This window comes from Marinobacter halotolerans (assembly GCF_008795985.1).
In the GTDB taxonomy this organism is placed as follows: Bacteria; Pseudomonadota; Gammaproteobacteria; order Pseudomonadales; family Oleiphilaceae; genus Marinobacter; species Marinobacter halotolerans.
Window position 1 is genome coordinate 1,690,419 of record NZ_VMHP01000001.1, and the last position, 26,608, is coordinate 1,717,026.

Here is a 26,608-nt window from a genome sequence, read left to right on the forward strand (position 1 = left end):
CCGAAGCTTAAACGTCACCCGTGTCCAGAACATAGGCACCGTCTTTGTCGTGAACTTCACGACCGGTCACGGGCGGGTTGAAGGCACAGATCAGGCGCATGTCCTCGGTGCCGCCGCGGAGTGTGTGCGGGTCGTTCTTGTCCAGGGCGTAGAGGGTTCCGTCGGAAATCTGGTGGGTTTCACCGGTTGCCTTGTCCAGGATGCTGCCATTACCAGCCACGCAGTAGACGGCTTCCAGGTGGTTCTTGTACCACAGGTTGAGCTCGGCTCCGGCCGGAATGATGGTTTCATGGAAAGAGAAACCCATGCCGTCTTTCTTGAGCAGCATACGGCGGCTGGTCCAGCCCGGCCCGGTTACTTCCCGCTCGGTTCCGATGATGTCCTCAACTCGTACGATTTTCATATGCTTTCCTCGTTTTGTGATGGCCTTACCATTCAGTATAAACACCAGCGTCATGTCTGATTCAAGCGCCATTGGTCGAAGGCGTCCATGGCGGCGCCGATCGCAGCAACAAAATCCTGGCGTGTCTGGTCATCTATCGATCGCTTTTTACGGCACCGATCAAGCATCCGATGAATGTCCCGGCGATGACTGCGATCCAGATACTCCAGCCAGTGATCATCGGCCGGAGCCAGGTCCAGCAGATCGCGGCCCGCATGGTTACGCTGGCTGACATGCCACCAGTGGTTTATTGCCCTTCCCAATACAACATAGCCGAATTGGCTGTCCTGTACAGGACCGAAGGTGGCGGTACGCAGGCCGTCCTTGAGTATTCCGGTATTCAGGACGGGCAGTGTCAGCCGGTCACCATAGAAATAGCTGCCTGCCGCGCCGACCAGTCCGCCAATCAGCGCGCCGGTGCCCAACGAGTGCCCCAGCGTCACCGCGTCGATCCCCGCACCGCTGACAGCGCCCGCGCCAAAACCGGCGGTGGCCAGGTATCGCCTATCCACGCCCCAGGCCGAACGACTGCGTTCACTGAACAGGTCGTGTTCACTGTGCCAGGCCAGTTCCGCTTCCTGACGCTGAATACGGTTGTGCTGGTACAACCGCTCAATGGCAATCCGCAGGTGTTCTTCTTTCTTGCGCTGGTTTTTGTACCACTGGTCGCGCAGCTGCTCTGCCAGCGTCTGATCAGAGATTTCAGCGGTCTGCTGCAGGGTCAGCGTGCGTTTTTCCCGAAACGACATCATGCGCTCCAGGGTATCGGCGATCAGGCTGGCGGTCTCGCGTCTGCGCTGAATCCGCTGTTCGGACAGATAACGAGTGGCCTCGCTCAGGGGCTCTTCCCAGGCCGGCTCCAGCTGACCGAAGGTTTTCAGCAGGCTCAGGTGCTGGTCGAAAGGGGCACGTACCGCATCGAAGCGTCGCACAACCTGGAAGAACTGGCCCAATGCGCGTTCCCAGGTGTCGCTGAAATCCTCCGGGCCGATGCTGTTAATCAGCGCGAGGCTGGGCTGGCCGGTCCAGCGCAGGATGGTCATTTCGGCTTCGTGCTGGGGGCTGTAGGGGATCGAGCCGTCCACCACGTAGATGATGCCGGCGCCTTCAGCCAGTGGAGCCAGTAACTGACATTCGTCTTTGAAGCGTGGGTCGTCGCTGAACTGGTTTACGAAAGCGCTGACGGTATCGGCCCGGTCAGAGGCGGACACACTGTGGGCTTCGAGCCACTCCAGAACCCGTCTGGGGCGCTGAAAACCCGGCGTATCAACCAGGGTGTAGACAACGTGCCCGTCCACCGACAGGGGATAGTCCTGTCGCTTGCGGGTGGTGCCAGGCTCCAGGGCAATGGCGATGGCGTCGTTCTGGGACAGGGTGGCCACAATGCTGGATTTGCCCTTGTTGGGGTGGCCAACCACGGCGAATACGGGGGTCTGTGGCATCAGTTCATGCCCTCCGGCTGGCTGATGAACACGCGGTCATCCTTCAGTCTGTCCGCGAAACGCAGCCACTGGGCGAGCTGCGACGGACTGGCTGCCAATGTAGGGGCGGTGGCCAGGGGCAGCAGCGCAACCCGGGTTTTTTTCGGCCAGCGCTGACGGGCCTGTTCAATGAAGTCTGCCAGTTCGGCAATGGGCGGCTCCCAGGCGCGGGTGACCAGGGTGACGGCCGGTTTGCTCTGTTTCGCTAGCAATTCGCCGCAGCGTTCAATGGTGTGTAGGTCGTCCTCCAGAGAACGCTGGCCGCCGGCGGATTCGGTTAGCAGGTGACTCGCTGTCAGACTGTCGGGTAACTCCGGGTCGCCGGCGCCGGACCAGCAGATCAGAATCTGGCTGTCGGGCAGATCCCGACACTGGGCGGCGGTCTGTACGTCCGGGCTGTCGGCGGCATCATTGTGTTCATTGCCAGTGTCCACGGTGGGGGTTTCCATGCGGTATTCCAGCGCTATCATGCCGGGATGGCCCGCCAGTGCGCGCCGGGCGCCGCGGTGGATTTGCCACTGGGCCAGGGCAAGGCCCACCAGTCTTGGAAACACGACATAGACCAGCCAGACCATCATCACGAAGGGCCACCACTGGCCCCAACGTTCGGGCGCCGTCTGCGCATCGGTGCTTTCGGCCCTGAAGAAGCGGGTGGCTTCCACCAGTGACAGTTCCGGCACGGCAGCGGGCCATAGGTGCTGCCAGGGCCAGGCAAGGGCGGCAAGCAGGCGGTGGTAACCTTCAGCGCCGGTGCTCAGGGTAGTGCTCCAGCCGAAAGCCAGGTCCTGAATCACCACCAGCACCAGCAGTGTAGCCACCCCGGCCAGACCAAAGCACACGCCACCGGCATGGGCAATACGGGCCATCAACGCTGGCATCAGGGGGCGCAGGGCTGAATCGCTGACGCCTGGCATGAAACGCCGCAACAACGGTCGCCAAGGCTGCCATTCGACGGCGGATTGTACGATGGTGATCAGCGCCAGCAGAGTCTGCAGGGCGGCGAAAGCCAGTAACGCCGTGAGGTTGATGCGTTGACCTCCCTCGTAGTAGAGCAACCCCGCCATGGCAAGAGCGCCGGCAATCAGCCCCACCAGAGTGAATGCCAGCATCAGCCGATGCCATCCCGACAGAACCTGGCTTTGCGCTTTGATGTCGCCGGTGTCATCCAGACCACCAACCCGTGCAAGATGTGCCAGCCAGCGGTCGATGGATGGGGCCTGATTCCTGTCCTGGCAATCCAGGGCAAAGCGACGGTCGCGCCGATGGAGAAACACCGGAGACTGCGCCCGGTCGCGCCTTACCTGGCGGTCAAACGCCAGTAGTCTCCGTAATCTGCTGTCTGCCATGGACATTCCTGTTCGATTCGGTATGAAGTGCGGCCTGCCCGGGGGTGCCAGGATGGTGCTAGGATAAGGGTATATCAATTCCTGACAACAGACCTACCATGCCTCACCATCTGATGAACCTGCGCCATGTGCCCGACGACGAAGCGGATGAAATCCGCGCGCTGTTCGAGGAAAACGAGGTTCCCTTCTACGAAACGCCGCCAAGCCGCTGGGGTATCAGCATGGGCGGTTTCTGGGTTCATGATGGCGAAGAGGCCAGGCGAGCCCGGGAGCTGCTGGATAGCTACCAGAAAGAACGGCTGGAGCGTCAGCGGAAAGCCTTCAGACAGGACCTGATCGAAGGGCGAGTGGGTGGTTTCTGGCATCGCCTCCGCCACAAGCCGGTGACCACCCTGGCAGCCTGCATTGCCATCCTGGTTATCCTCGGTTTCAGCCTGGCGCCTTTCATCAATCTTTGAGTGCCTGCTGCTCCTGGCGGGTGTGACGGATAAGAAAATCCGCCGCCTCATCCAGAACCGTCCCCGCGGTCAGGAAGCTGGTGACGTGTCCTCTCAGATGCATCAGGTAGAGCTCGTTTTCAACCTGATGTTCATTCAGTTCCGCCCGAAAACTCTCGGCCTGAGTGACCGGTACCAACATGTCCATGCCGCCATGAAACAGGAAAAACGGCGGTGCGCTGGCGGTGATGTGGGTGATGGGTGACGCGGTTTCGTAAACCTCCGGGATCTCTGACTGCTCGCCGCCCAGGAACTGCCGGATCAGTTTACCGGAACCGAAGGCGCGCAGGTCGGCCGGCAACCCGCCGGCAACGACCGCCACGGGTCTGGCCTTTGCGCCGCCATGGGGTTCATTGAGGGGGTGGCCGGTGTCAGCCACCAGCGCCATCAGGCTGACCAGGTGAGCGCCGGAGGAAAAGCCGAAGGCGCCAATGGCGTCCCGTTCCAGTCCGTAGGTATCGGCTCGGGAGTGTAACCAGTTCATGGCGAGCTGGAGATCATAAAGCTGGCTGGGGAAGGTGTATTCGGGAGCGAAGCGGTAGTCGATGTTCATCACGACGAAGCCCCGCCCCGCCAGTTCTTCTGCAATCCAGGTCATGTCGTCCCGAGAGCGTCTTTCCCAGCCACCGCCATGAACCAACATAACACCGGGTCCAGAACCTTTCCGCTTTGGGACGTAAATATCGGCCTGCAGCGGCTCCGGCCAGTCTGCGGGGGTGTAGACGACAACGCTTTCAACGCGGAATTCTGTATCGGGTAAGGGTGCCGACTGCTCAGGTGCGTTTTTATGGGATGCACAGCCTGCCAGAGCGGTGACCGTTAGTGTCGCCAGGAAAGTAAAAAGTTTCATTGATTGTCCTGGGTCATAAACCAAGTCATTGTCATACGTTCGGATGTCGCCTGCGGATGCGCCATATCCATTGCCAGGATGCGGGCTTCGACCGGGTATGTCCGGATTTCGGGACAGCGTCCTGCATTCAGGACATTTCGCAATCAGGCCCTTCAGCAGCTGGCGTCGTCTCAATTTATCCGGTGACGAAAGGCAAGCCAGGTGTCCGGAAAACCGGAAGCTTTCATCGTGACCTGAGAGACACCAGGGAAAAATCAATAAAAATCATTCATATGCATATTTGGCACAGGATACGCATAGGGCACCCCGGCGGTGCCCGGTGTTTATCTGGTCAGCCGGGTTCCTCTGTAAAAATAATGTCAAACAATAACAACAGGGAACAATTATGAAAAAGATACTCAGATACGGCCTGATCAGCGCGGTAGCGCTCACCGGTGCAGGCTGCAAGTTACCCTTCAATCAGCTCCCGGATTTCGTTCAAGGCAGTGTGACGACAACGCAGTATGATGGCGTTACCAACGACCTTCTCACGGGTGGGCTGGGCGCAAGCGGCCTCGCCAATCCTGCCGCCCCGGCGTTTAATGACCCGATCAATCCGACCGCCGAGGAGCTTCGCACACTCGCCATCTACAACAACTATCGAGCACTGGTCGATACCGTGCCGGGGGGTGGTTACGGTGAATTCTTCGGTCCGCAGGTGGATCGTAGCGGCGAAGGCCTGATTTCGGGCGAAGAAACCCTGGCCTTTATGACGGTGGAAGGCAGTGACGTTCCGGTCACGGTCATGGTTCAGATCCCGGACAGCTTTGACCCGAAGAATGCTTGCATGGTAACAGCGCCGTCTTCGGGTTCTCGTGGTATCTACGGAGCGATAGGCACAGCCGGTGAGTGGGGCCTGAAAAAAGGCTGCGCCGTGGTCTACACCGACAAGGGCTCGGGTACCGGTTCCCATAACCTGGCAACCAATTCCGCTCAGCGTATTGATGGCACACTGACTCAAACCGAAGAACCCGTTCAGTTCCGTGCCGACCTCGATGACACAGCCAGAGGTGATTTTGATACCGCCTGGCCGGACCGCTTTGCCTACAAGCACGCACATTCGAAAGTGAATCCGGAGGCAGACTGGGGCCGGCATGTGCTTCAGTCGATTGAGTTTGGCTTTTATGTGCTAAATGAAAAATTCGGTCAGGAAACCGGGAATGGGCGCACGGTCATCAAGATCAAGCCGAAAAAGACCCTTGTTATTGCGTCCAGCGTATCCAACGGTGGTGGCGCCTCGGTGCGGGCAGCGGAGTTGGATGAAAACGGCCTGATCGACGGTGTCGCGGTATCCGAACCCAATGTCAATCCACAGGTGGACACCAGCTTTACCATCCGCCAGGGCAACGGCCCGGCATTAGCCGAGCACAGCCGAAGCCTGTTGGACTACACCACGGCGCTGGCGGTGTATCAGGGCTGCGCCAACATTGCGCCAGAGGTTCGTGATGTGGCGCCGCTGAATTCGGTTTTTAATAACTTTACCGTCGCAGAGAATATCTGTAACTCGCTGGCCAACAAGGGGCTGGTGACGGGCGCGACGACCGATGATCGAGCCTCTGATGCGCTGCGCATCCTGGAGGAAGAAGTGGGTATCCAGCCAGAGCAGAATCTTCTGGCGCCCGTACATTTCGGGCTGGCTGTGGCCCAGAGTATTTCCGTGACCTACGCCAATGCATACGGTCAGGCCGGGGTTGAGGACCGGTTGTGTGGCGTCAGCCTGGCGGCGACCGGTGCAGGTGGTGCGGTGACACCGATCACCTCAACACAGGAGGCTGCGCTCTTCTCGGCAAGCAACGGGATTCCCCCCAGCGCCGGGGTGAATCTGGTGTACGACAATGCCGAAGGCCAGCCCACCAATCTGGCGGTCAGCGCCTCACCCAGCACTAGCCAGCAGGACTATGGCCTGGACGCACTTCTGTGTCTGAGGAATCTCGCCCTGGGCACAGACGTGGTTGCCGATGCGCCCCTGACTGGAGATGCGGCGGCCTGGTCTGAGCGCATTGCCGACGGAATCGACGCCATCCGTGCCAGCGGAAACCTGCGCGGAAAACCGACGGTGTTCGTCACCGGTCGGTCGGATGCCATTCTGCCCATCAACCACACCTCGCGTCCCTACTTTGGCCTGAATCAGCGGGTGGAAGGTAGCGATAGCAACCTGAGGTACTACGAGATTCTCAATGCCCATCACCTGGATGTCCTCAACGGATTTCCGGGCATTGCAGATCGATACGTGCCGCTGCATCACTACTACTTCGAGGCGCTGGATCTGGTTTGGGCGAATCTCACTGACAAGCAGGATCTGCCGCCAAGCCAGGTGGTAAGGACCGTTCCCCGGGGCGACATAACGAACCCCCTGTCGGTCGCCAACCTGACTCCGATTGCCGCTAACCCGGATGCTGGCGACCGCATTCTGTTCAGCAACGATCAGGTCCAGATTCCGGACTGATGTCACCGAAAGCCGGTCCGGGTAGCGCTCGGCCGGCAGTGTTTGCCCCTGTTCCGGGGGCGCCATATACTTCCGTCACTGCACCCGGATTGCCGGGTGCCTCAGGTATCTTATGCAGAACATCCAAGCCGGTGACCCAGGTTCCATGACAGAGCTATTTACTGAAAACAATAAAAGTGGCCTGACCAGGGATCTGATTGAAGCGATCTTCCCCATGTTCGAGGAAGCCAGTGCCGGTGCTATTGCGGTCGATCATGAAAGCCGTATTACCTGGATCAATAGCAGCTATGCCAATCTGTTGGGTCTTGGCGATCCAAAATCCGTTATCGGCAAGCCTGTGCGTCAGGTAATTCCCCAGACCCGCATGCCGGAAGTGGTGGAGAGCGGCAAACCCCTGCTACTGGACATCATGGAACATAACCAGCAGCAGTTGGTGGTCACTCGGTTGCCTTTTTACGATGATGAAGGCCGGGTCATTGGCGCGGTGGCCTTTGTGCTTTATGACGACCTGCAGCCACTGACGCCGCTGGTGTCCAAGTATCGCCGGCTGCACCAGGATCTGGCTGCGGCTCGCAAGGCCCTGGCCAAGAAAGCGCGGGGTACCCGCTACAACCTGGCGGACTTTGTGGGGGCCAGCCCGGCTGCGCTGGAGGTCAAACGGCGGGCGCGTCTTGCCGCTGGTCGCGACATGCCCGTTCTGTTGCTGGGCGAAACCGGTACCGGTAAAGAGGTTCTGGCGCAGGCTATTCATTCGGTGTCTGCACGGGCCGATAAACCCTTCGTGGGAGTGAACCTGGCGGCTATTCCCGACAACCTTCTGGAGGCGGAATTCTTTGGTGTCGCCCCCGGTGCCTACACTGGTGCGGACCGCCGTACACGGGAAGGCAAGTTCCATCTCGCCAACGGCGGAACCCTGTTTCTGGATGAAGTCGGGGATATGCCCCTGCCGCTTCAGGCCAAACTACTGCGTGCACTGCAGGAAGGGGAAATCGAGCCACTGGGTTCCAATAAAGTGACGTCGGTGGACGTGCGGGTAATTGCAGCCACCAGTCGCAATCTCGAAGCGATGATTGCCGATGGCGAATTCCGGTCGGATCTGTATTACCGGCTGAATGTTCTGGAAATCCCTATTCCTCCCTTACGGGACCGGCTGGCGGACCTGGGGGTGCTGTGTGAAGCGTTGCTGGACGAAATCTGCGAAGGGCTGGACATGCGTGGTGAAATCACCGATGCAGGTGTGGCCGCCCTGGGCGGGTACGACTGGCCCGGCAACATCCGTGAATTGCGAAATGTGCTGGAACGAGCCCTTACCATGGGTGAGGAGAGCGGGCTGCTGGATGCCGACCTGGTGTTCAAGGTATTGCCCCGCGGTCGTACCCGGCCGGTGTCTTCTCTCACATCCCAGCCGGTCCGCCCACTGGCCAAAACCCTTGCCGACGCTGAGTCCCAGGCGATTGAAGACGCTCTGGTAGCCAGCCGTGGAAACCGTACCAAGGCTGCCAAGATGCTGGGTATTTCCCGATCCGTGCTCTATGAAAAGCTGCGAAAACTGTCCTGAAATCCGGACGCCTGTCCCAATATCCGCACAAATACTTACGACTACGGTCTAAAAGTGTCCTGAAACCTGGACAAAGCGGCCTTTCAATAAACAAAGTAAATATGTATCTGTCTGAAAATATTGAATAAAAAATCCTTGGCACAGTCACTGCTACAGTTCTGGGGAAGTCGCCAGAATAACGCAGACAACAAAATGGCACTTTGGGGACGGCATCCTGTGTCCGCCTGTATAAGTGGTCTGCATGTTCTGGTGGCGCATCGTTCAGGCCACCCCGGTTTCCAGTTCCGGTCGGTCATACAATAACAATGCTAGGAGACTTGCCAATGAAACTCTTGAAGGCGCTTACAGGTATCGCCGGCGCGATCGCTCTGACCACAGGATCCGCGGTTGCCGAGGACCTGCGTTGGAAATTGCCAGTTGCTTTCGCCACCAATCTTCCGGGCCTTGGATCCCCCGCTGCCTGGGTGGCAGACAACCTGACGACGGCCTCCGGTGGTAGCCTCCAGGTTCGTGTTTATGAACCCGGTAAACTGGTTCCTCCTTTCGACATTTTGCAGTCGGTTTCCGATGGCAAGGTTGAAGCCGGTTATACCTGGATCGGTTACGACCAGGGCAAGGTACCTGCGATTCCGCTGTTTGCGGCTGTGCCTTTCGGTATGAAGCCCTGGGCCTACACTGCCTGGTACTACTATGGCGGTGGTCATGAAATGTTGCAGGAAGTCTATGCCAACAAGGGCTTTGACGTGCACGCCCAGCTCTGCGGCATTATCGGGCCTGAAACAGCGGGTTGGTACGCGGAACCCATCAAAACACTGGAAGATTACAAAGGCCTGAAGATTCGTTTCGCCGGCCTCGGCGGCAAGGTGCTCGAGAAACTGGGAGCCTCTGTCACCATGATGCCCGGCGGAGAACTCTACCAGGCACTGGAAAAAGGCACCATTGATGCCACTGAATTTTCCATGCCCGCCATTGACCAGATCCTCGGTTTCAATCAGGTGGTCAAGTACAACCTGTTCCCGGGCTGGCATCAGCAGTTCACAGCCCAGTATATGCTGATCAACAAGGATGAGTGGAATCGCACCACTGACGCCCAGAAGGCGCTGGTTGAGGCTTCATGCACCGCGGCGACCACTCGTGGTCTGGCTGAGGGTGAGTACAAGAACGGCAAGGTGCTGGCCGAGTTCCAGGACAAGGGCGTTCAGGCCGACCAGATTCCCCGTGACGTTCTGAAACAGCTGCAGGAAGTGACCGAACAGGTGCTTGAAGAGGAAGCATCCAAGGATGCGGACTTCAAGCGCGTCTATGAAAGCCAGAACGAGTTCATGGAAACCTACAAGGTGTGGGATTCACGTGCCTATGTTCCGACGGACCTCTAAGGGTCGGGGCTGACTCTGATCGCCGGAAGAAATTCCGGTGCGCTATGATCAACTCTGGATGGCCCTGCGGGGCCATCCTTGTTTCACGGCAGGCTTTCTGAACGAGGAGCTGTTGTATGGGAGTGTCTGATAAAGACTCACCGCCGGGTGCGCGGGCGTCGGACGCCGGTCAGTTTATTCATCACCACACGAAATTTCCGACAACCTGGCCCAGCCGGGTTATGGATCGTGCCATTTCGGCAATCGGCAAGAGTGCTTCCTGGCTATGGGTCGTGGTCACCGGCGTGATTATCTACGCAGTGGTGGGGCGCTATGCCTTTGGCATGGGCTCGGTCACCCTGGAAGAAGTCCAGTGGCATCTGGCCGGTGCAGGCTGGTTATTGGGTCTCGGCTACACGCTGGTCACCGATGATCATGTAAGGGTCGACGTGATTCATGAACGCCTGTCCCTGAAAGGCCAGGCCTGGATTGAACTGTTAGGCCTGTTATTCCTGTTGTTACCGTTTCTCGGGATGGCGGTCTACGAAATGATCCCCTACGCCTTCAGTTCCTGGCAACAGGGCGAGACCAGCCAGGCGCCGGCCGGGCTTCCCTACCGCTGGGTTCTCAAGAGCATTCTGGCATTGTCGTTTGTGCTTCTGATTGTCGCAGCCCTCTCCCGATTGCTGAAGGTAACGGCTCTACTTTTCGGCTTTCCAAAGCCAATCCGGATCGAGTCCGGCGATAACAAGAATGAGGATGCGTCCTGATGGAGCTCGAAGTTGTTTTTGTAATCGGCATGTTCCTGACGTTCGGCGCCCTGTTGATGACCGGTTATCCGGTGGCCTGGGTGTTGGGTGGCACCGCAGTCATCTGGACAGTCATTGGCGTCGTCGCCGTTGAAAATTTTGGTGCCAATCTCTGGTTTGATTATTCGTCCTCCATGGGGCTTGTGCCTGAGCGGATATGGAGCATCGTAAACAGCGAAACCCTTGTAGCTCTGCCCATGTTTATCTTCATGGGTATCATGCTTGACCAGTCCGGTGTCGCCGAAAGACTGATGAATGCCATGGTAAAGCTCTTTGGGGCGGTTCGCGGTGGCTATGCAGTCACGGTCATTGTGATCGGCGTACTGCTGGCAGCCACCACCGGTATTATCGGTGCCTCCGTGGTGCTTCTGGGGATGCTTTCCCTGCCGGTGATGATGGAAAACAAGTATGACAAGGGTTTTGCCGTAGGCACTGCCTGTGCCACTGGCACCCTGGGAATACTGATCCCCCCGTCCATTATGCTGGTGCTGATGGCAGACCGGCTGGCGGTACCAGAGGCGTCAGTGGGCGATCTGTTTATGGGTGCCTTCTTCCCCGGCCTGATGCTGGGCGCCATGTATGTGGCCTACGCTATCATCCGGCCCATGCTGCAACCCCACATTGCACCGGTGCCAGCGGGCACTGAAAAAGTGTCCTGGGGTATCGTGTGGGAAGTGGCAAAAGCCGTTGTTCCAACGGCCGCGCTGATCCTGGGTGTTCTGGGTTCCATCTTTGCGGGTATCGCCACGCCCACGGAGGCTTCCGGTGTCGGTGCTCTGGGGGCGCTTTTGCTGGCGTTGATGGCAAGACGCCTGAACCTGGAAGTGCTCAACTCCTCGTTGCAACAGACGACCCGCACGGCGGCGTTCATATTTGCCATTTTCCTGGGTGCGACGGCATTCTCCGTGGTACTGCGGGGCCTGGGTGGCGACCAGGTCATCGAAGACGCGCTGTTGGGACTGCCCTTTGGCCCCTATGGCGTGGTGCTGACGATTCTGTTTGCGGTGTTCCTGCTTGGCTTCTTCCTGGATTGGGTCGAGATCACCCTTATTATCCTTCCGCTGGTGGCCCCGGTGGTTCAAACGCTGGGTTTTGATCTGGTGTGGTTCACCATCCTCTTCGCCATGTGCCTGCAGACCTCGTTCCTGACGCCGCCGGTAGGCTTTGCCCTGTTCTATATCAAGGGTGTTGCGCCGCCGGAAATCAACGTGATGGACATCTACAAGGGTGTAATACCCTTCATCATCATTCAGTTAGTGGGACTGTCCATCGTATTCCTGGTGCCCGAAATCGCTACCTGGCTGCCCGGCGTGGCTTACAAATAAGGAGATCAAAAATGCGTCTAGAAAACCAAGTCGCCCTGATTACCGGCGCGGGACGCGGCATTGGCCGGGCTATTGCCGAGCAGTATGGCCGTGAGGGTGCGCGCGTTGCCGTCGCCGACCTCACCCTTGAGAGTGCCCGCGAAGCGGTTGACGCCATAGAGCGCGCCGGTGGCACGGCCATGGCCCTTGCCATGGACGTCACCAATGAAGAGGCAGTTGAGCAGGGTATTGCTGCTATCGTCGACAAGTGGGGAGGGCTGGATATTGCCCTGGCCAACGCTGGTGTCCAGCATATCGACCCGGTGCACAAGCTCGCCTTTGCCGACTGGAGCAAAGTGATCAGTGTCCACCTGGATGGGGCTTTTCTGGTTACCCGGGCGGCTCTCAAGCAGATGTACGCCGGTGGGGGTGGCACCATGCTTTACATGGGGTCGGTCCATTCCCTCGAGGCCTCGCCGCTGAAGGCGCCCTATGTAGCCGCCAAGCACGGCATGCTGGGCCTGTGCCGTGCGGTGGCAAAAGAAGGGGCGGAGCATGGTGTACGCAGCAACATTATCTGCCCGGGATTTGTCCGCACGCCGCTGGTGGACAAGCAGATACCGGAACAAGCGAAGGAGCTGGGTATCTCCGAGGAGGAGGTGATCAGCAAGGTGATGCTGAAGAACACCGTCGACGGCAAGTTCACCACCCTGGAAGATGTTGCCGAGCTGGCGGTGCACCTGGCAGCTTTCCCCTCGGCGGCACTGACCGGACAGTCTATCGTGGTCAGCCATGGCTGGCATATGCAGTAAGCAACAGGAGAGACGGATGAGTAACACAGAACAATCACCGGTAGTCTGGTCTCCCTCGGAAGCGACAATGAGGAACTGCCAAATGGGCCGTTTCAAGGCCTGGCTTGAGCGACAGGGCTTCGGGCCGTTTGCCGACTACCACGCCCTGCACCAGTGGTCGATTGATGATCTGGAGACCTTCTGGCAAAAGGTCTGGGACTACTGTGGCCTTGTGTGCGACACCCCGGCGGAGAAGGTGCTGGGAAAGCGTGATATGCCGGGCGCGGAATGGTTTCCGGGCATGAAGCTCAACTTTGCCGCCAACCTATTGCGGCTGGCGGAGGGTGAGCATGCTGACCGCGAAGCCGTGGTGGCTTACTGCGAAACCCGCCCGGTACTGCGCCGGAGCTATGCGCAACTGAAGGCCGATACCGGCGCCCTGGAAACCTTCCTGCGCAATAAGGGTATCCAGCAGGGCGACCGTGTAGCCGGGGTGGTGACCAACGGTTACGAGGCTCTGGTAGGTATGTTGGCGACCACCAGTCTGGGGGCTATCTGGAGTTCTGCGTCGCCGGATTTCGGCGTTGGCGCGATTCTGGACCGCTTCGGTCAGATTGAGCCCGCAGCGCTGATTGTCGTCAATGGCTATGGCTATGGCGGCAAGGTGTTCAACCGCCAGGACGACTTTGCCGGCCTGATTGATGGCCTGCCAACCCTGCGCTGCGCGGTCAGTATCGAACAATTGCCGGGGGAAGCTGCCATACCAGGGGACCTTGTTACCCACTGGAACGATGCCCTTGCCGAAGGGCAGGGCCAGGCGCCTTCATTTACGCCTCTGCCACCGGATCATCCGGTGTATATCCTTTATTCCTCCGGCACTACCGGAAAGCCAAAGTGTATTGTTCACGGCAATGCCGGCCTGCTGGTGAATCACGCCAAGGAGTTGATGCTGCACGGTGATGTGGGACCGGATGACCGCTTCCTCTATTTCACTACCTGCGGCTGGATGATGTGGAACTGGCAGGCATCTGCCCTGCTCACCGGTGCGGCAGTGATCACCGTCGACGGCTCTCCCGGTTACCCGGATCTGAACTACCTCTGGCAGGTGGTGGCTGATGAGAAGATCACCCACTATGGCACCAGTGCCCGCTTCATTGCGGGCTGTCGCAAGGCCGAACTGGCTCCGGCAAAAACGCTCGATCTGAGCGCGCTGAGGGTGGTGTTCTCCACTGGATCACCGCTCTTGCCGGAAGACTACGACTGGGTTTATGGCAACGGCGCCCCTGATGCCCTGCTGGGCTCTATTGCCGGCGGAACCGACATATGCGGCTGCTTCGTGGGTTCTACGCCATTGCTGCCCGTACGCCGCGGGGAAATCCAGTGTCGCTTCCTGGGTGTCGATGCCGTGGCCTACGACGATGATGGCAAGCCCGTCAGCGAAGGCAGGGGGGAACTGGTCTGCCGCCAGCCGCTGCCGTCCATGCCCGTGCGCTTCTGGAACGACCCGGACGGCGAGCGCTACCGCAGCGCCTATTTCGATACTTTCCCCGGCGTCTGGGCCCATGGCGATTTCATCGAGTTCACCGAACACGGCGGCGCTATCATTTACGGCCGCTCTGACGCCACCCTGAACCCAGGCGGAGTCCGGATCGGCACCGCCGAGATCTACCGCCAGGTGGAAACCATCAACGAGGTGAAAGACAGCCTGGTAGTGGGCCGACAGATCGACGGCGACGTGGAAGTCGTGTTGCTGGTGGTTCCCGCCGAGGGCCAGGCCCTGACCGACGAGCTGCAGAAAACCCTGAAATCCCGGATCCGCTCCGGCGCCAGCCCACGACATGTTCCGAAGCACATTATCGAGGTGCCGGACATTCCCTACACCCGCAGTGGGAAGAAGGTAGAGTTGGCGGTGGCCCGTTTGATCAATGGCTCCAGCAAAGCGGATAACCGGGATGCGCTGGCAAATCCGGAGGCGTTGGACCGGATTGGTGAGAGTTTCTCGGAAGCTGGGTTATTGCCGAAAGCGTGAGCTGGTTTGTCGGATTACGGCTTCGCCTAATCAGACCTACGGAAGGCGCGAACAAGGTACATCAAGTGGTGGGGCGGGGAATTTCCGAAATTCCCCGCCCCACCACGAATGCCCGCAAACCCCAAAAGCCCGTAAGTTTCGTAAATTCGCCGCATTTCATCACCCTGTCACAGGTTTTCGCGAACTTGGGGTCCGTCCTTCTACTAAAATCGTAAGCTGGAAAGGCGAAAAAATGCTATCCTAGTAGGCCTATCACATGTTTCCGAATCAGTCATTGCAAGGTCAGAAGTTCACAAGACCACTGACCAGGCCATGGCCGTCCTGAACTCACCTATTAGCCTGAGGACGAAAATGACATCATCCAAAGCCAAGATCATCTACACCCTGACCGACGAGGCCCCCGCTCTCGCCACACGGTCACTTCTACCCATACTTGAAACCTACGCCAAGCCGGCAGGCATTGAATTCGGCACCAGCGACATCTCTCTGGCGGCGCGTATTCTCGCCCTGTTTCCCGACTACCTGGAGAAAGACCAACAGGTTGAGGATGATCTGAAAGCCCTGGGTGATTTTACTAAAGATCCCGAAGCCAACATCATCAAGCTGCCCAACATCAGCGCCTCGATTCCCCAGCTAAGGGCGGCGATAAAGGAATTGAACGAGCAGGGCTACAAGGTTCCCGAGTACAAGGAAAATCCGCAGACCGACGAAGAGAAAGAAATCCAGGCCCGCTACTCCAAAGTGCTGGGCAGTGCGGTAAATCCGGTCCTGCGGGAAGGTAACTCGGACCGTCGCGCACCCACGGCGGTGAAAGCGTTTGCGCGCAAGCACCCCCATTCCATGGGTGAGTGGAGCGCGGCCTCTCGGACCCACGTGGCCCATATGCGCGGCGGCGATTTCTATTCCAACGAGCAGTCCCTGACGCTGGATAAGGCCACGACTGCCCGTATCGTGTTTGAGAACAAACAGGGCAAGCAGACCGTCCTGAAAAGTGAGCTGCCCCTGCAGGAAGGAGAAGTGCTGGACGGCATGTTCATGAGCTGCAAGGCCCTGCGCAAATTCTTCGAGGACTGCATCGAGGATTGCGAGAAAACCGGCGTGATGTTCTCGCTGCACGTCAAAGCCACCATGATGAAAATCTCCCATCCGATCGTGTTCGGCCATGCGGTGAAGATTTTCTACAAGGAGCTGTTCGACAAGTACGGCGAGCTGTTCGACGAGCTGGGCGTGAACGCCAATAACGGCCTGTCCAGCGTTACCGAAAAGATCAAGCAGCTGCCGGAATCCAAGCAGGAGCAGATTCTGGAAGACCTGCACGCCTGCTACGAGCACCGTCCGGAAATCGCCATGGTGGATTCGGTCAAAGGCATCACCAACCTGCACGTCCCCAGCGACGTCATCGTGGATGCCTCCATGCCGGCGATGATCCGCAACTCTGGCAAGATGTGGGCACGGGACAACAAGCTCAAAGACACCAAGGCAGTGATGCCGGAGTCCACCTACGCCACCATCTACCAGGAAGTGATCAACTTCTGTAAGACCCACGGCGCGTTCGACCCCACCACCATGGGTACTGTTCCAAACGTTGGCCTGATGGCGCAGAAAGCCGAGGAATACGGCTCCCACGACAAGACCTATGAAATCAAGGAAGACGGCATCGTGCGCGTCGTTGCCGAAGATGGCACCGTGCTGACCGAACACAAGGTCGAGAAAGGCGACATCTGGCGTGCCTGCCAGACCAAGGATCTGCCGATTCGCGACTGGGTCAAGCTGGCTGTTAACCGCGCCCGTGCCACTGGCATGCCGGCCCTGTTCTGGCTGGACGACGAGCGCCCGCACGACGCGGAGCTGATCAAGAAAGTCGAGATGTACCTGAAGGAGCACGACACCGACGGCCTGGAAATCCTCATCAAGTCGCCGGTACGCGCCATTCGCTGGACCATGGAGCGCCTGATTCGCGGTCTCGATACCATCTCCGTTACCGGCAACGTGCTGCGGGATTACCTGACTGACCTGTTCCCGATTCTGGAACTGGGCACCAGTGCCAAAATGCTGTCTATCGTACCGCTGCTCAACGGCGGCGGCCTTTACGAAACCGGTGCTGGCGGCTCTGCGCCCAAGCACGTGCAGCAGTTGCTACAGGAAAACCACCTGCGCTGGGATTCACTGGGTGAATTTCTGGCAACGGCGGTGTCTCTTGAAGAGCTTGGCGAGAAGCAGAACAACGAGCGTGCCCGCCTGCTGGGTCTGACCCTGGACAAGGCCACCGAGCGCCTGCTGGAAAACAACCAGTCGCCTTCCCGTAACACCGGGGAGCTGGACAACCGTGGCAGCCATTTCCATCTGGCCCGTTACTGGGCGGAAGAACTGGCAAACCAGGACAGCGACAAGGATCTGAAGACCTTCTTCGAGAAGCTGTCAAAGCAGCTGGAAGACAACAAGGACAAAATCCTTGAAGAAATGAGCGTGATCCAGGGCCATCCTGCGGACATCGGCGGCTATTATCATCCGCCTGCGGAGAAGGTCTGCAAGATCATGCAGCCTAGCGAAACCTTCAACAAGATCCTGGCTGATGCCCGGGAGTCCGTGAAGGAAATCGTCTAGTCCTGTTTCAGGGGGGCTAGTGTACCCCCGGTAACAGCGGTCAGAGCCGCCGGCGCCAGCTCAATGTCGAGCCCGCGCCGGCCGGCACTGATAAACAGGGTTTCAAACTTCTCTGCCGAAGCGTCGATAAATGTCCGCAGACGTTTCTTCTGCCCCAGCGCACTGACCCCGCCAAGCACATAGCCGGTGCTGCGTTCCACTGTCTGGCGATCCGCCATGGCTGCTTTCTTGCCTCCTGCCGCTCTGGCCAGCTGTTTCAGGTTAAGCATGGCGTTGACCGGCACCATGCCGACAATCAGTTCCTTTCCGTCCAGAATAGCCACCAGTGTTTTAAACACCTGACCGGGATCAACTCCCAGTTTCTCGGCAGCCTCAAGTCCCCAGGATTCCGCATCCGGGTCATGTTTGTAATCGTGTAATGAGTATTCTATACCTGCACGGTCGGCAGCTTTTATTCCCGGGGTCAATTGGCCTCTCCTGTGGGTCACATCTGCCAGAGTTTAGGCTAAGCTTAGCGCAGAGACAGCTCCGGCGCGGAGGTCAAGATGTTCAATCAGGGATGGTGTGAATGCAAAAACTGAAAGGTCGCACTCCGATCAGGCGCTCGCTCTGGATTGTCCTGTCCTACCTATTTGTCGGCTGGTTATGGATCACTTTTTCTGACGCCATTGTGGCCCAATGGTTTAAGGACGCGGAGGCCTTGAGCCTTGCCCAGACCTACAAGGGCACGCTGTTCGTGCTGGTGACCGGGCTGGTGCTGTTTGCGATTCTCTATCGTCAGCTTTCCAAAGATCGAGCCTTGCTGTCACTTCATGCCAGGCAGAGGAATGAAATCCTGCGGCTAAACCGTTTCCGGGAGAAAGTCATTGATCAGGCCAGTGTATGGATCAATGTGTTGGACTCTAAGGGGCGTATCGTTCTGTGGAACCGGGCCGCAGAGGAGATTACCGGGTATCGCCGGGACGAGGTGATGCACTCCGATCAGGTGTGGGAACTGATGTACCCGGACCCCGACGTCAGGGAGAAAATTCTCGAAAAAGTCGCCGAAGTTCTCAGGAATGAAGACGCTATGGTCGGTTTTGAAACCACTATCCTGACCAAGCAGGGTCAGGAGCGTGTGATTTCCTGGTATACCAGCACTCTCGAAGGCGTAGAAGGTGATGAACCGGCTGGTACCATCGCTATTGGCCAGGATGTGACCGATATCCGTGCTGCTGAAAATACCATCCGACGCCGGGACCGGCAGCTCGTCACCCTGATGGACAATCTGCCGGGCATGGCCTACCGGTGTCTTTATGATGAGCACTGGACCATGAAGTTTGTCTCCAGCGGCTGCCGTGATCTGACCGGCTATGATCCGGAGGAGCTGCTGGATAATCGGGTTATCAGTTGGGCCAGCCTCATCAGCGGCGACGAGAACGACCGTCTGGTCCGCGAGGTGGAAACCGCCATAGGCAGCGCCGAGCCGTTCTCTCTGGAATACTCTGTCGACCGCAAGGACGGTGGAAAGGTCTGGGTCTGGGAACGTGGCCGGGCCGTCGCGGATGGTGACGAGTTGGTGTTGGAAGGCATTATCATCGACATCACGGATCGCAAGGTGCTGGAGGAAGAATTATCGGTAATGGCAACCCGCGATGCCTTGACGGGCCTTCTGGACCGCCGCGAGGCGACCCGGCTGCTGGAGGAGGAGATTTCGCGGGCCCGGCGTTACCAGCGGTCCCTGGCCCTGCTCTGGATTGACCTGGACCATTTCAAACAGGTCAATGACCAGTTGGGGCATGCTGCCGGCGATAAAGTACTCTGCGGATTCAGTGAGCTCCTGTCTTCGCGGATTCGTCAGGTGGACTTTGTCAGCCGTTTCGGTGGTGAGGAGTTCATTGTCGTGCTGCCGGAAATGGACGTCAGCGAAGCCGAACAGAGCGCTGAGCGCCTGCGACAGCTGGTGGCGTCATCCCCGCAGCAGTTGGACAATGGTCGGTCAGTGAATCTGACCATGAGCGTGGGTGTCGCGATTTTTCCGGATCATGGCGAGGACGCATCGGCGCTAATTGCCGCGGCTGATCAGGCCATGTATCAGGCCAAAGCCGCCGGGCGCAATCGGGTTGTAGTAGCATCACCTGGTAACACCGGTCCTACGTCTTTATCAAAATGAAGGTTGAATGATGAATCGAATTGCACGCCGTGCCCTCCATACGTCGGTTATTCCCCGCGATCTTTCCTCGGTTACTTATCGGGATGCCGCCGGTGAAAAACCGGATCTGGTGGGAGTCAGTCAGAAGGTGGTGGACGATGTCTGGGCAAGCGTAGAGCGCCTCTACCGGACCGGGGTCTACCCGGGCCTGCAGTTGTCCGTGCGCCACAAGGGTGAGCAGATCATCCATCGTGCCATTGGCCACGCCAGTGGCAATGGTCCCAATGATGCGCCGGATGCCCCCAAGGTTCCGATGACCACGGACACCCCCATTTGCTACTTTTCCGCATCTAAAGCAGTGACAGCCTTGCTGATCCACATGCTGGTCGAGCAGGGGCTGGTGAATCTGAATGACCCCGTTTCCTATTACTGCCCGGAATTTGCCCAGAACGGTAAAGGGCCGATCACCGTCCACCAGATACTGTCCCATCGCGGGGGGATTCCGGCCATTCCGCGGGAAACGCCGATTGATGTGCTCTGGAACCGGGATGAGATCTGGCGCCTGCTCTGCGAGGCCAAGCCGGTGGAAGTCGACGGCGCCAAGGTGGCCTATCATGCGGTGACCGGCGGATTCGTGTTGCAGAGGGTGCTGGAGAAGGTCACTGGCAGCACCATCGAGGCCTACATTGACCGTTACCTGCGCAAGCCCATGGACATGCATTGGTTTACCTATGGCATCAGCCCTGACCATGTTGATGAACTGGCCGAGAACTACGCAACCGGGCCCACACCCCGTTTTCCGGTAAGCTGGATTGTGCGCCGGGCCCTGGGCGGGGATATCAACACGGTGGAGAAAGTCGTGAATGACCCGCGTTTTCAAGAGGCGGTTATTCCCGCGGGGAATCTGTGTGGTACTGCCGAGGAAATGGGCCGTTTTTTCCAGATGATGCTCAACGGCGGAGTCTGGGAGGGGCGGCGTATCTGCAGCGAACTGACCGTCCGGCGGGCCATTCAGCAGTTTGGTTCACTGCAGATCGACCGCACCATGATGATTCCCATGCGCTTCAGCGCGGGCATGATGCTCGGCGGCAATCCGGTGGGTCTCTGGGGCCAGCACAGTCGCCACGCCTTCGGTCATATCGGGTTGATCAACAAGTTGTGCTGGGCGGATTCCGCGCGGGATATTTCCGTCAGCCTGTTGAATACCGGTATTCCGATAGTGGGCCATCATCTACCGGCGTTGGCGCGCTTTGTGTACACCGTCTGCAACCGTTTTCCACTGATTCCCGAGAGTCAGCGCCCGCTGGTCGCGGCCTGACCACGAATGTCAGCCAGGCCTGTTACAGGGTCTGGAGCTGACTCTCAAGAATGCCCAGAACAGACGACAGGATATCGCGGAAATCCGTCAGAGTCTGGGTTCTCTGGATCACATCCTCCCGTTGCTCATCCAACCGCTCCAGTTTCGGGACCACCCGTCGGATGCCTTCGGTAATGACTTCGTAGGGGTAGTGATGGTCCATCACACTCAGTTTGTTCATCTCCGCCACTTCCTGGCTGAGGATGCTGATGATGTCGTAGAGCATGTCTTTGTGCTGGATGCTGCTGGCTTCCCAGTAAGCATCGTCGAGAAGCTCAAGAAGGGACTGGTACTCCCTTAACGTGTCGGCAACTGAAGTCTGGCGCATAGGCATCCCGCGGTGAAGACCACATTTCAGGAAAGAGGTTGATAAGGGAACTATAGCAGGCAACCGGACGTGTACTAGTTGTGGTCGATAATCGGGGCACTGTGAAAATATGAAACCTTATTCATTTTTATTGCAGTCTGTCTGACAATTGGGCACAATTTAACCATAAGGCGGAAGTAACAGGGACAAACCCGCCATTCATGCGTACAAAGATGACGCGTTGATAAAAGACTCAGCGGAAGAGAGATCATGGACAAGAACAAACTTTCCTCAGTAGCAGCCCCACCGGAGCAGCCTCGCTCCGTCAGACTCGACCAGCACGACAGTGTGCGTTCCCACGTGCGGCAGCAGATCAGTTCAGAAGTGGAACGACTGGAACGCCGGATCGAAACCCTGCGTCTGACTCGTGCGCCCCATGCGGCCATCATGATCTCCACCTACGAGCGCATGGTTGACCGCAAGAAAGGTTTTCTGAAGAACTGGGACATGCAGGACGTGTCGGCTCACTGACGTGAGTCTATAGTCACACTGTTATAGATGACTGCCTCGTCGTTTTCTTCGCTTTGCTGGAAACCACAGTAATTGGCATTGAAATCGCTACAGTCACTTAGCCGCGGGGCTTCCCCGCGAGACGTGAACACTCTCACCGTTGAATCGACGTAACTGATTTCCACCCGGATGCAGTCCGGATTCTCTCCCGCAATGGTAATACCCAGCGGATTTTCCGGTGGAACATTCTCACACCGCAGCCCGTCGTCTGTTTCTGAAATCGAAGAAGGCTTGGAAAGGAAAAAAATATCCGCTTTTCTGGCCACGTATTCCTTCTGCAAGTCTGCAATACCTAGCGTGCGTGCGGTTATACTCAGAACTTCAAAATCAGGCCGGTTATAGCCGCTGACTGAAAACACTGATTCATTGATACGGGCGGCCCACTGCATGCTCTGAACCTCTGGCTCAGGATCGGACTCATCTGCAGGTGATCGTGCAACGAATTGTCTGGATGTTACCACTGTCCCCGGTCCCGGGTTGTTTCGCCAGTCTAGTAATGGGTAGACCCAAAGCCGATCGGATTCTGGCGCATCCCCTTCCGTTTCGGAAAACCGGATACTAGCGTTGTTCTGAGGAGTGTTGTAGAAGGCCGATTCGCCGTCGGTAACGGCGTTGTAAATCAACTGTCGCCCTTCGTTGAAATTGCCCACCAGGTTGCTGTTGATCACGTAGTTCAGAAAATCGATAGGGTTGCGGGCCGCCGTGTATGTGGTGCCGTCGTTACTCGGGGTCAAGCCCATCAGCTCGTCTAGCCGACCTCGGACTGCGGCGGCGGTATTCTTTGCATTTTCGCCCTCAGCAGGTTCAAGTCCGCGGTAGAAATCGTAAAAAACCGTATTGGGCAGCACCTCGGGAAGGCCGGTCTCATTTCTCAGTGTGAAGGACTCAAAGTCTTTTGACACGTCAGCAGCCGGGTTCGGGGGTCTGTTGCTACCGGAATTTTCCGGGCCGCAGCCACTCAGAAGCAGGGCGGCCATTGGTATCAGAGCGATTAGTCTGCTGTGTCTCATTTAAAGCTTCCCGGGATGCGTAATCTGGTGTTAAACGCTAAAGTAAGCTGGTCGCGACCTTCCGGAAACCCGGTAAGCGACCACTGGCACGACAATAAAGCATAACAACAGCATCTGCCCTCGCGGAGATCACATTTTGCAGCAATGGGACGATTCCCGGTTCTGGCTTGTTCTGGTTTTTACGGTACTGGCGTGCCTGATGCCCGCATCAGCATCAGCGCAGCAGACCTGCCAGGACGGGGACATCATCATTAATAAGGGCACCAGCAGTATCCGCGACCTGGGCGACTGCATCTGGTACCTGGAAGACCCCGAACAAAATCTCACCATTAAAGAGGTAATGGGGTTAACCGATCAAGGCGAAAAATCCTTTACCCGCCATTCTGGTGGTGTGCTGAATTTCGGGTACACCGAATCCGCCTACTGGACCCATTTCGATCTGGACGTGAACCGTAATGTGGGCGGTCAGAGCTATATTCTGGAGCTGGCCCTGCCCCTGGTGGACGAAGTGACTCTGTTTCTTGTCCGCGACGGCCAGGTGGTGGACAGTCGCAGTGCCGGCTATGAGGGTGACTGGTCGGAGCGCGATCTTGCGGTGCCCAACCCTGCCTTCCGGCTGGAGTTGACTCCGGGCGAGACCACCCGGGTCTATATGCGTGTGACCAATACCAATACCTTCCGCCTGCCCATCAGCCTCTGGCACCCGGATGCCTACATCCAGAAAGTGTCTGTGGATGAGGCTGTCCGTGGCATTCTGCTGGGCAGTGTGCTGGCCATTCTTGCCTATAACCTGTTTGTGGCCGTCTCGGTGCGCGAGCGCAGCAACGTCTATTACGTGCTCTATCTGGTGTCAGCCGTCACTTTCATTGCCACGGAACAGGTGCATGTGGTGCAGCTGTTCGATGAACGACCTGCGATCCTGCACAAGGAACACCTGCATTTCACCATTATCCTGACCTGGTTCTGGGGCCTGCTGATGGCCCGGTCACTGCTGGAAACGAAGGAGCGTTCGGCGGATCTGGATAAGGTGATCATGCTGTGTCTGTATTCCATCGTGGCCACCTTTGTTCTGTCGTTCTTCCTGCCCTATCACACCGCCATGGAATGGATTGTCCTGGCATCAATTCTGCTCAGTGTGATCATGATTGTGGTCAGCTACCTGTCCTGGCGATATTACAATCCCGCTGCCCGGGCCTATTTCTTCGCCTGGACCCTGGCTCTGTTGGGCTTCGGCATCTATGCGCTGACGGTGACCGGCTACCTGCCCCTTAATCTGTATACCGCCTACGCGCCCCAGTTCGGGCTGACACTGCAGATTGTGCTTTTCTCCTTTGCGCTGGCAGACCGGATCAAACAGGTTCAGGGGGAGGCGCTGGGCTGGAGCCAGCGGGCCCTGGCCAACCTCAGGCGGTATCAGTCGCTGTTCGATAACGCCATCGAAGGGGTGTTCCAGATGTCGCTGCAACGCCGTTTCGTGACGGCGAATCCGGCCATGGCACGGTTGATTGGCTACAGCAGCAGTCGTGAACTGCTTAAGAACAATCCCGATGTTCTGGACACCTGCTTCACGGATGACCGGGTCCGCCGCTGGGTGATTGGGCAGCTGGAGACCACGGGCACGGTCAAAGGGATCGAGGCAAGATACATCAACCGCCAGGGCGAGGAGCGCTGGGCCACCATTTCCCTGCACACGGTTTACGATGCCGAAGGCGAGCCAGCACACCTTGAAGGCACCTGTATTGACGCCACTGAGCGCCACCAGCGTCAGCGTATCGAAAGGGAGCGGGAGCAGGAGCGCCTGGAAAAAGAGCTGGCGCGCAACTCCGCCCAGGCCAAGAGCCAGTTCCTGGCGAACATGAGCCACGAAATACGAACGCCGCTGGCAGCCATTATCGGTTACGGCGAAACCCTATTGGATCCGGATCTGAACGACCAGGAGAGGCATAGCAGCGCTGAAACCGTGGTCAAGAGTGGCCGGCACTTGCTGGATCTGGTTAACGACATTCTTGATCACTCGAAGATCGACGCCAACAAGCTGGACGTAGACATCATCCCGGTCAACTTGCCGGAACTGCTGGATGAAATCCGCGCGTTTTTCGAGCCCAGGGCACGGGAAAAAGGACTCGAGTTCAACATTGTCTGTGAGTTCCCCTTACCGGAAATTATTGCCACTGACCCAACCCGTTTGCGACAGATCATCATCAATCTGTGTGGAAATGCGCTTAAATTTACAGAAAAAGGCTCTATTTCCCTGAATATCCGTTTTGAGCGCGCCAGGCAAAAACTGGTGGCACGGGTGGTGGACACCGGTATCGGTATGAAGCAGGAACAGCTGGGCCGGCTGTTTGATCCCTTTGCACAGGCCACCCCTGCCATTGCACGCCAGTACGGTGGTACCGGGCTGGGGCTGAATATATCCCGGCGGCTGGCGGAACTGCTGGGGGGAGAGATTTCCGTAACCAGCACCTATGGAGAAGGCAGCGAATTCGAAGTGTCCATCGACACGGGTCCGGTGGACTCGGTGCACTTTCTCAGAGACGCATCGGAGCTGTCCCAGCGCCGCCGGCAGATCCCCATGGTGGTTGCGCCGGAGCTGCGGGGCCGTATCCTCTGCGCCGAAGACAACGATGTAAACCGGCGGCTGGTGTCATTGCTGGTGGGCCGCACTGGTGCCGAACTGATTCATGTGGGCAACGGGGCAGAAGCGCTGGAACTCGCCCTGAAAGAGCCTTTTGATCTGATTCTCATGGATATTCAGATGCCGGTCATGAACGGCCGGGATGCCACCGCTGCGCTGCGGGAGGCCGGATTGAACACCCCCGTCATCGCGCTGACGGCGAATGTCATGGCTGAAGATGTAGCCGATTACCGGTTGGCGGGCTGTAATGACCACCTCGCCAAGCCAATCGACAAACAGCGCTTCTATGAGGTTCTGGCACGTTACCTTGAGGTAGACACGCAGGGCGAAAGCCGGTCGCAGGCTGACTCACGGCGGTTCAGTGGTTGTGTGCTGGTGGCCGAAGACAACCCGGACAACAGCCGCCTGGTGGAGCGAATGCTTCAGGGGTTCGGCCTGTCGGTTATCACGGTGGCCAACGGTGATGATGCGGTACGAACATCGCTGTCGGATTCGGTGCAACTGGTCCTGATGGATCGCCATATGCCCGGGCTCGATGGTGTGGAGGCAACACGACTGCTGCGCCAGACCGGTTTCAGGCGACCGGTTATTGCCTTTACGGCAGGCGATCAGTCAGAAAATGAAGCGCTGGTGGAGGCCGGCTGCGACGGCGTGCTGAGCAAACCTATCGACAAAGGCCACCTGCTGGCGCTGCTGAAACGGTATTTTTCCGAGCATAATGGCAGCGAGGGCCAGGGCGCACGGGATGAAGAAATTACCGGACTGGTGGAGCAGTTTCTGGATGGGCTGGCCGGGCGTAAAGCGGCGATGAATGCCGCTGGTGCCGACCGCAACCGAGAGGCCCTGAAGCTGGAGGCGCATCAGATCAAGGGCACCGCCGGGTCCATGGGCTACCCGGAAATGACCCGCCAGGCCGCCCGGCTGGAGGCGAGCCTCAAGCCGGAGTTGCCGGACTGGGAGCAGGTGCTCCATGAACTCAGGCCACTGAACGAGATGATTGACCAGGCGCTGCAGGGCCAGGAAGCCAGGCTGGGGTAGGACCCG

Annotated in this window: 20 protein-coding genes; 13 read left to right on the plus strand and 7 right to left on the minus strand. The window is 58.1% G+C overall.

Annotated features, from left to right (window positions below):
* Window positions 1-7: 7 nt before the first annotated feature.
* The 3 genes from FPL19_RS07850 to FPL19_RS07860 are packed head-to-tail and all read right to left on the minus strand — an operon-like array spanning window position 8 to window position 3,269.
* Window positions 8-403 carry an ectoine synthase gene (locus tag FPL19_RS07850; RefSeq protein WP_150911893.1) on the minus strand — a complete coding sequence of 132 codons (396 nt, stop codon included), beginning with the start codon at window positions 401-403 and terminating at the stop codon, window positions 8-10.
* A gap of 50 nt (window positions 404-453) precedes the next feature.
* Window positions 454-1,884, minus strand: a complete 1,431-nt coding sequence (locus FPL19_RS07855; RefSeq protein ID WP_150911894.1) for a GTPase/DUF3482 domain-containing protein — start codon at window positions 1,882-1,884, stop codon at window positions 454-456.
* Window positions 1,884-3,269 (minus strand): DUF2868 domain-containing protein, encoded by a 1,386-nt coding sequence (locus FPL19_RS07860; protein WP_150911895.1) that lies wholly within the window; start codon window positions 3,267-3,269, stop codon window positions 1,884-1,886. The genes FPL19_RS07855 and FPL19_RS07860 overlap by 1 nt, the downstream gene beginning before the upstream one ends.
* Window positions 3,270-3,367: 98 nt before the next feature.
* Between FPL19_RS07860 and FPL19_RS07865 the strand changes: the two genes are divergently transcribed.
* Complete coding sequence (locus FPL19_RS07865; RefSeq protein ID WP_150911896.1) at window positions 3,368-3,727, plus strand: DUF6164 family protein; 360 nt, start codon at window positions 3,368-3,370, stop codon at window positions 3,725-3,727.
* Here the strand turns inward: FPL19_RS07865 and FPL19_RS07870 are convergent.
* A complete protein-coding gene (locus tag FPL19_RS07870; RefSeq protein ID WP_150911897.1) occupies window positions 3,717-4,616 on the minus strand; it encodes an alpha/beta hydrolase in 900 nt (299 codons plus the stop codon). The two genes, FPL19_RS07865 and FPL19_RS07870, sit on opposite strands and share 11 nt — an antisense overlap.
* Before the next feature lie 385 nt (window positions 4,617-5,001).
* On the opposite strand from FPL19_RS07870, the gene FPL19_RS07875 reads away from it, so the two are divergent.
* The 8 genes from FPL19_RS07875 to FPL19_RS07910 all read left to right on the plus strand — a co-directional run bounded on the left by FPL19_RS07875 (window position 5,002) and on the right by FPL19_RS07910 (window position 17,551).
* Window positions 5,002-7,101 (plus strand): 3-hydroxybutyrate oligomer hydrolase family protein, encoded by a 2,100-nt coding sequence (locus tag FPL19_RS07875; protein WP_150911898.1) that lies wholly within the window; start codon window positions 5,002-5,004, stop codon window positions 7,099-7,101.
* 145 nt (window positions 7,102-7,246) lie between these two features.
* Window positions 7,247-8,659 (plus strand): sigma-54 interaction domain-containing protein, encoded by a 1,413-nt coding sequence (locus FPL19_RS07880; protein ID WP_150911899.1) that lies wholly within the window; start codon window positions 7,247-7,249, stop codon window positions 8,657-8,659.
* Window positions 8,660-8,982: 323 nt separating this feature from the next.
* The gene (locus FPL19_RS07885; RefSeq protein WP_150911900.1) at window positions 8,983-10,035 is read left to right on the plus strand and encodes a TRAP transporter substrate-binding protein; all 1,053 of its coding nucleotides are present in this window, start codon (window positions 8,983-8,985) and stop codon (window positions 10,033-10,035) included.
* Window positions 10,036-10,151: 116 nt separating this feature from the next.
* Window positions 10,152-10,784: a TRAP transporter small permease subunit gene (locus FPL19_RS07890; protein WP_150911901.1), complete on the plus strand. Its 633-nt coding sequence runs from the start codon at window positions 10,152-10,154 to the stop codon at window positions 10,782-10,784.
* Window positions 10,784-12,148 (plus strand): TRAP transporter large permease, encoded by a 1,365-nt coding sequence (locus FPL19_RS07895; RefSeq protein ID WP_150911902.1) that lies wholly within the window; start codon window positions 10,784-10,786, stop codon window positions 12,146-12,148. Before FPL19_RS07890 ends, FPL19_RS07895 begins: the two co-directional genes overlap by 1 nt.
* Window positions 12,149-12,159: 11 nt before the next feature.
* On the plus strand, window positions 12,160-12,939 hold the full coding sequence (locus FPL19_RS07900) for a 3-hydroxybutyrate dehydrogenase (protein WP_150911903.1): 780 nt from the start codon (window positions 12,160-12,162) through the stop codon (window positions 12,937-12,939).
* 16 nt (window positions 12,940-12,955) lie between these two features.
* Window positions 12,956-14,947, plus strand: a complete 1,992-nt coding sequence (locus FPL19_RS07905) for an acetoacetate--CoA ligase (protein WP_150911904.1) — start codon at window positions 12,956-12,958, stop codon at window positions 14,945-14,947.
* Window positions 14,948-15,298: 351 nt separating this feature from the next.
* On the plus strand, window positions 15,299-17,551 hold the full coding sequence (locus FPL19_RS07910) for an NADP-dependent isocitrate dehydrogenase (protein WP_150911905.1): 2,253 nt from the start codon (window positions 15,299-15,301) through the stop codon (window positions 17,549-17,551).
* Here the strand turns inward: FPL19_RS07910 and ybaK are convergent.
* Complete coding sequence (gene ybaK, locus FPL19_RS07915; RefSeq protein ID WP_150911906.1) at window positions 17,548-18,018, minus strand: Cys-tRNA(Pro) deacylase; 471 nt, start codon at window positions 18,016-18,018, stop codon at window positions 17,548-17,550. The genes FPL19_RS07910 and ybaK overlap by 4 nt on opposite strands.
* Window positions 18,019-18,119: 101 nt before the next feature.
* Between ybaK and FPL19_RS07920 the strand changes: the two genes are divergently transcribed.
* Window positions 18,120-19,703: a sensor domain-containing diguanylate cyclase gene (locus FPL19_RS07920; protein ID WP_150911907.1), complete on the plus strand. Its 1,584-nt coding sequence runs from the start codon at window positions 18,120-18,122 to the stop codon at window positions 19,701-19,703.
* A gap of 10 nt (window positions 19,704-19,713) precedes the next feature.
* Window positions 19,714-21,000, plus strand: coding sequence for a serine hydrolase domain-containing protein (locus tag FPL19_RS07925; RefSeq protein WP_150912443.1), 1,287 nt, complete (start codon window positions 19,714-19,716; stop codon window positions 20,998-21,000).
* A 22-nt stretch (window positions 21,001-21,022) separates the two neighbouring features.
* On the opposite strand, the gene FPL19_RS07930 is transcribed toward FPL19_RS07925, so the two are convergent.
* Window positions 21,023-21,367, minus strand: coding sequence for a hypothetical protein (locus FPL19_RS07930; protein WP_150911908.1), 345 nt, complete (start codon window positions 21,365-21,367; stop codon window positions 21,023-21,025).
* Between the two features lie 249 nt (window positions 21,368-21,616).
* Here FPL19_RS07930 and FPL19_RS07935 point away from each other — a divergent pair, with 249 nt between their 5' ends.
* Window positions 21,617-21,877 carry a hypothetical protein gene (locus FPL19_RS07935; RefSeq protein WP_150911909.1) on the plus strand — a complete coding sequence of 87 codons (261 nt, stop codon included), beginning with the start codon at window positions 21,617-21,619 and terminating at the stop codon, window positions 21,875-21,877.
* Here the strand turns inward: FPL19_RS07935 and FPL19_RS07940 are convergent.
* The gene (locus tag FPL19_RS07940) at window positions 21,871-22,926 is read right to left on the minus strand and encodes a hypothetical protein (protein ID WP_150911910.1); all 1,056 of its coding nucleotides are present in this window, start codon (window positions 22,924-22,926) and stop codon (window positions 21,871-21,873) included. The two genes, FPL19_RS07935 and FPL19_RS07940, sit on opposite strands and share 7 nt — an antisense overlap.
* Window positions 22,927-23,125: 199 nt before the next feature.
* Between FPL19_RS07940 and FPL19_RS07945 the strand changes: the two genes are divergently transcribed.
* Complete coding sequence (locus FPL19_RS07945) at window positions 23,126-26,602, plus strand: response regulator (protein ID WP_150912444.1); 3,477 nt, start codon at window positions 23,126-23,128, stop codon at window positions 26,600-26,602.
* The last annotated feature ends 6 nt before the right edge of the window (window positions 26,603-26,608 follow it).

What these genes read in the sequence shown, in the direction of transcription:
- FPL19_RS07850 (WP_150911893.1), bottom strand. Translation starts at nt 403, where the DNA reads ATGAAAATCGTACGAGTTGAGGACATCATCGGAACCGAGCGGGAAGTA.
- FPL19_RS07890 (WP_150911901.1), top strand. Translation starts at nt 10,152, where the DNA reads ATGGGAGTGTCTGATAAAGACTCACCGCCGGGTGCGCGGGCGTCGGAC.
- FPL19_RS07900 (WP_150911903.1), top strand. Translation starts at nt 12,160, where the DNA reads ATGCGTCTAGAAAACCAAGTCGCCCTGATTACCGGCGCGGGACGCGGC.
- FPL19_RS07860 (WP_150911895.1), bottom strand. Translation starts at nt 3,269, where the DNA reads ATGGCAGACAGCAGATTACGGAGACTACTGGCGTTTGACCGCCAGGTA.
- FPL19_RS07855 (WP_150911894.1), bottom strand. Translation starts at nt 1,884, where the DNA reads ATGCCACAGACCCCCGTATTCGCCGTGGTTGGCCACCCCAACAAGGGC.
- FPL19_RS07945 (WP_150912444.1), top strand. Translation starts at nt 23,126, where the DNA reads ATGCCCGCATCAGCATCAGCGCAGCAGACCTGCCAGGACGGGGACATC.
- FPL19_RS07885 (WP_150911900.1), top strand. Translation starts at nt 8,983, where the DNA reads ATGAAACTCTTGAAGGCGCTTACAGGTATCGCCGGCGCGATCGCTCTG.
- FPL19_RS07865 (WP_150911896.1), top strand. Translation starts at nt 3,368, where the DNA reads ATGCCTCACCATCTGATGAACCTGCGCCATGTGCCCGACGACGAAGCG.
- FPL19_RS07910 (WP_150911905.1), top strand. Translation starts at nt 15,299, where the DNA reads ATGACATCATCCAAAGCCAAGATCATCTACACCCTGACCGACGAGGCC.
- FPL19_RS07935 (WP_150911909.1), top strand. Translation starts at nt 21,617, where the DNA reads ATGGACAAGAACAAACTTTCCTCAGTAGCAGCCCCACCGGAGCAGCCT.
- FPL19_RS07905 (WP_150911904.1), top strand. Translation starts at nt 12,956, where the DNA reads ATGAGTAACACAGAACAATCACCGGTAGTCTGGTCTCCCTCGGAAGCG.
- FPL19_RS07920 (WP_150911907.1), top strand. Translation starts at nt 18,120, where the DNA reads ATGCAAAAACTGAAAGGTCGCACTCCGATCAGGCGCTCGCTCTGGATT.
- FPL19_RS07930 (WP_150911908.1), bottom strand. Translation starts at nt 21,367, where the DNA reads ATGCGCCAGACTTCAGTTGCCGACACGTTAAGGGAGTACCAGTCCCTT.
- FPL19_RS07870 (WP_150911897.1), bottom strand. Translation starts at nt 4,616, where the DNA reads ATGAAACTTTTTACTTTCCTGGCGACACTAACGGTCACCGCTCTGGCA.
- FPL19_RS07940 (WP_150911910.1), bottom strand. Translation starts at nt 22,926, where the DNA reads ATGAGACACAGCAGACTAATCGCTCTGATACCAATGGCCGCCCTGCTT.
- FPL19_RS07925 (WP_150912443.1), top strand. Translation starts at nt 19,714, where the DNA reads ATGAATCGAATTGCACGCCGTGCCCTCCATACGTCGGTTATTCCCCGC.
- FPL19_RS07875 (WP_150911898.1), top strand. Translation starts at nt 5,002, where the DNA reads ATGAAAAAGATACTCAGATACGGCCTGATCAGCGCGGTAGCGCTCACC.
- FPL19_RS07880 (WP_150911899.1), top strand. Translation starts at nt 7,247, where the DNA reads ATGACAGAGCTATTTACTGAAAACAATAAAAGTGGCCTGACCAGGGAT.
- FPL19_RS07895 (WP_150911902.1), top strand. Translation starts at nt 10,784, where the DNA reads ATGGAGCTCGAAGTTGTTTTTGTAATCGGCATGTTCCTGACGTTCGGC.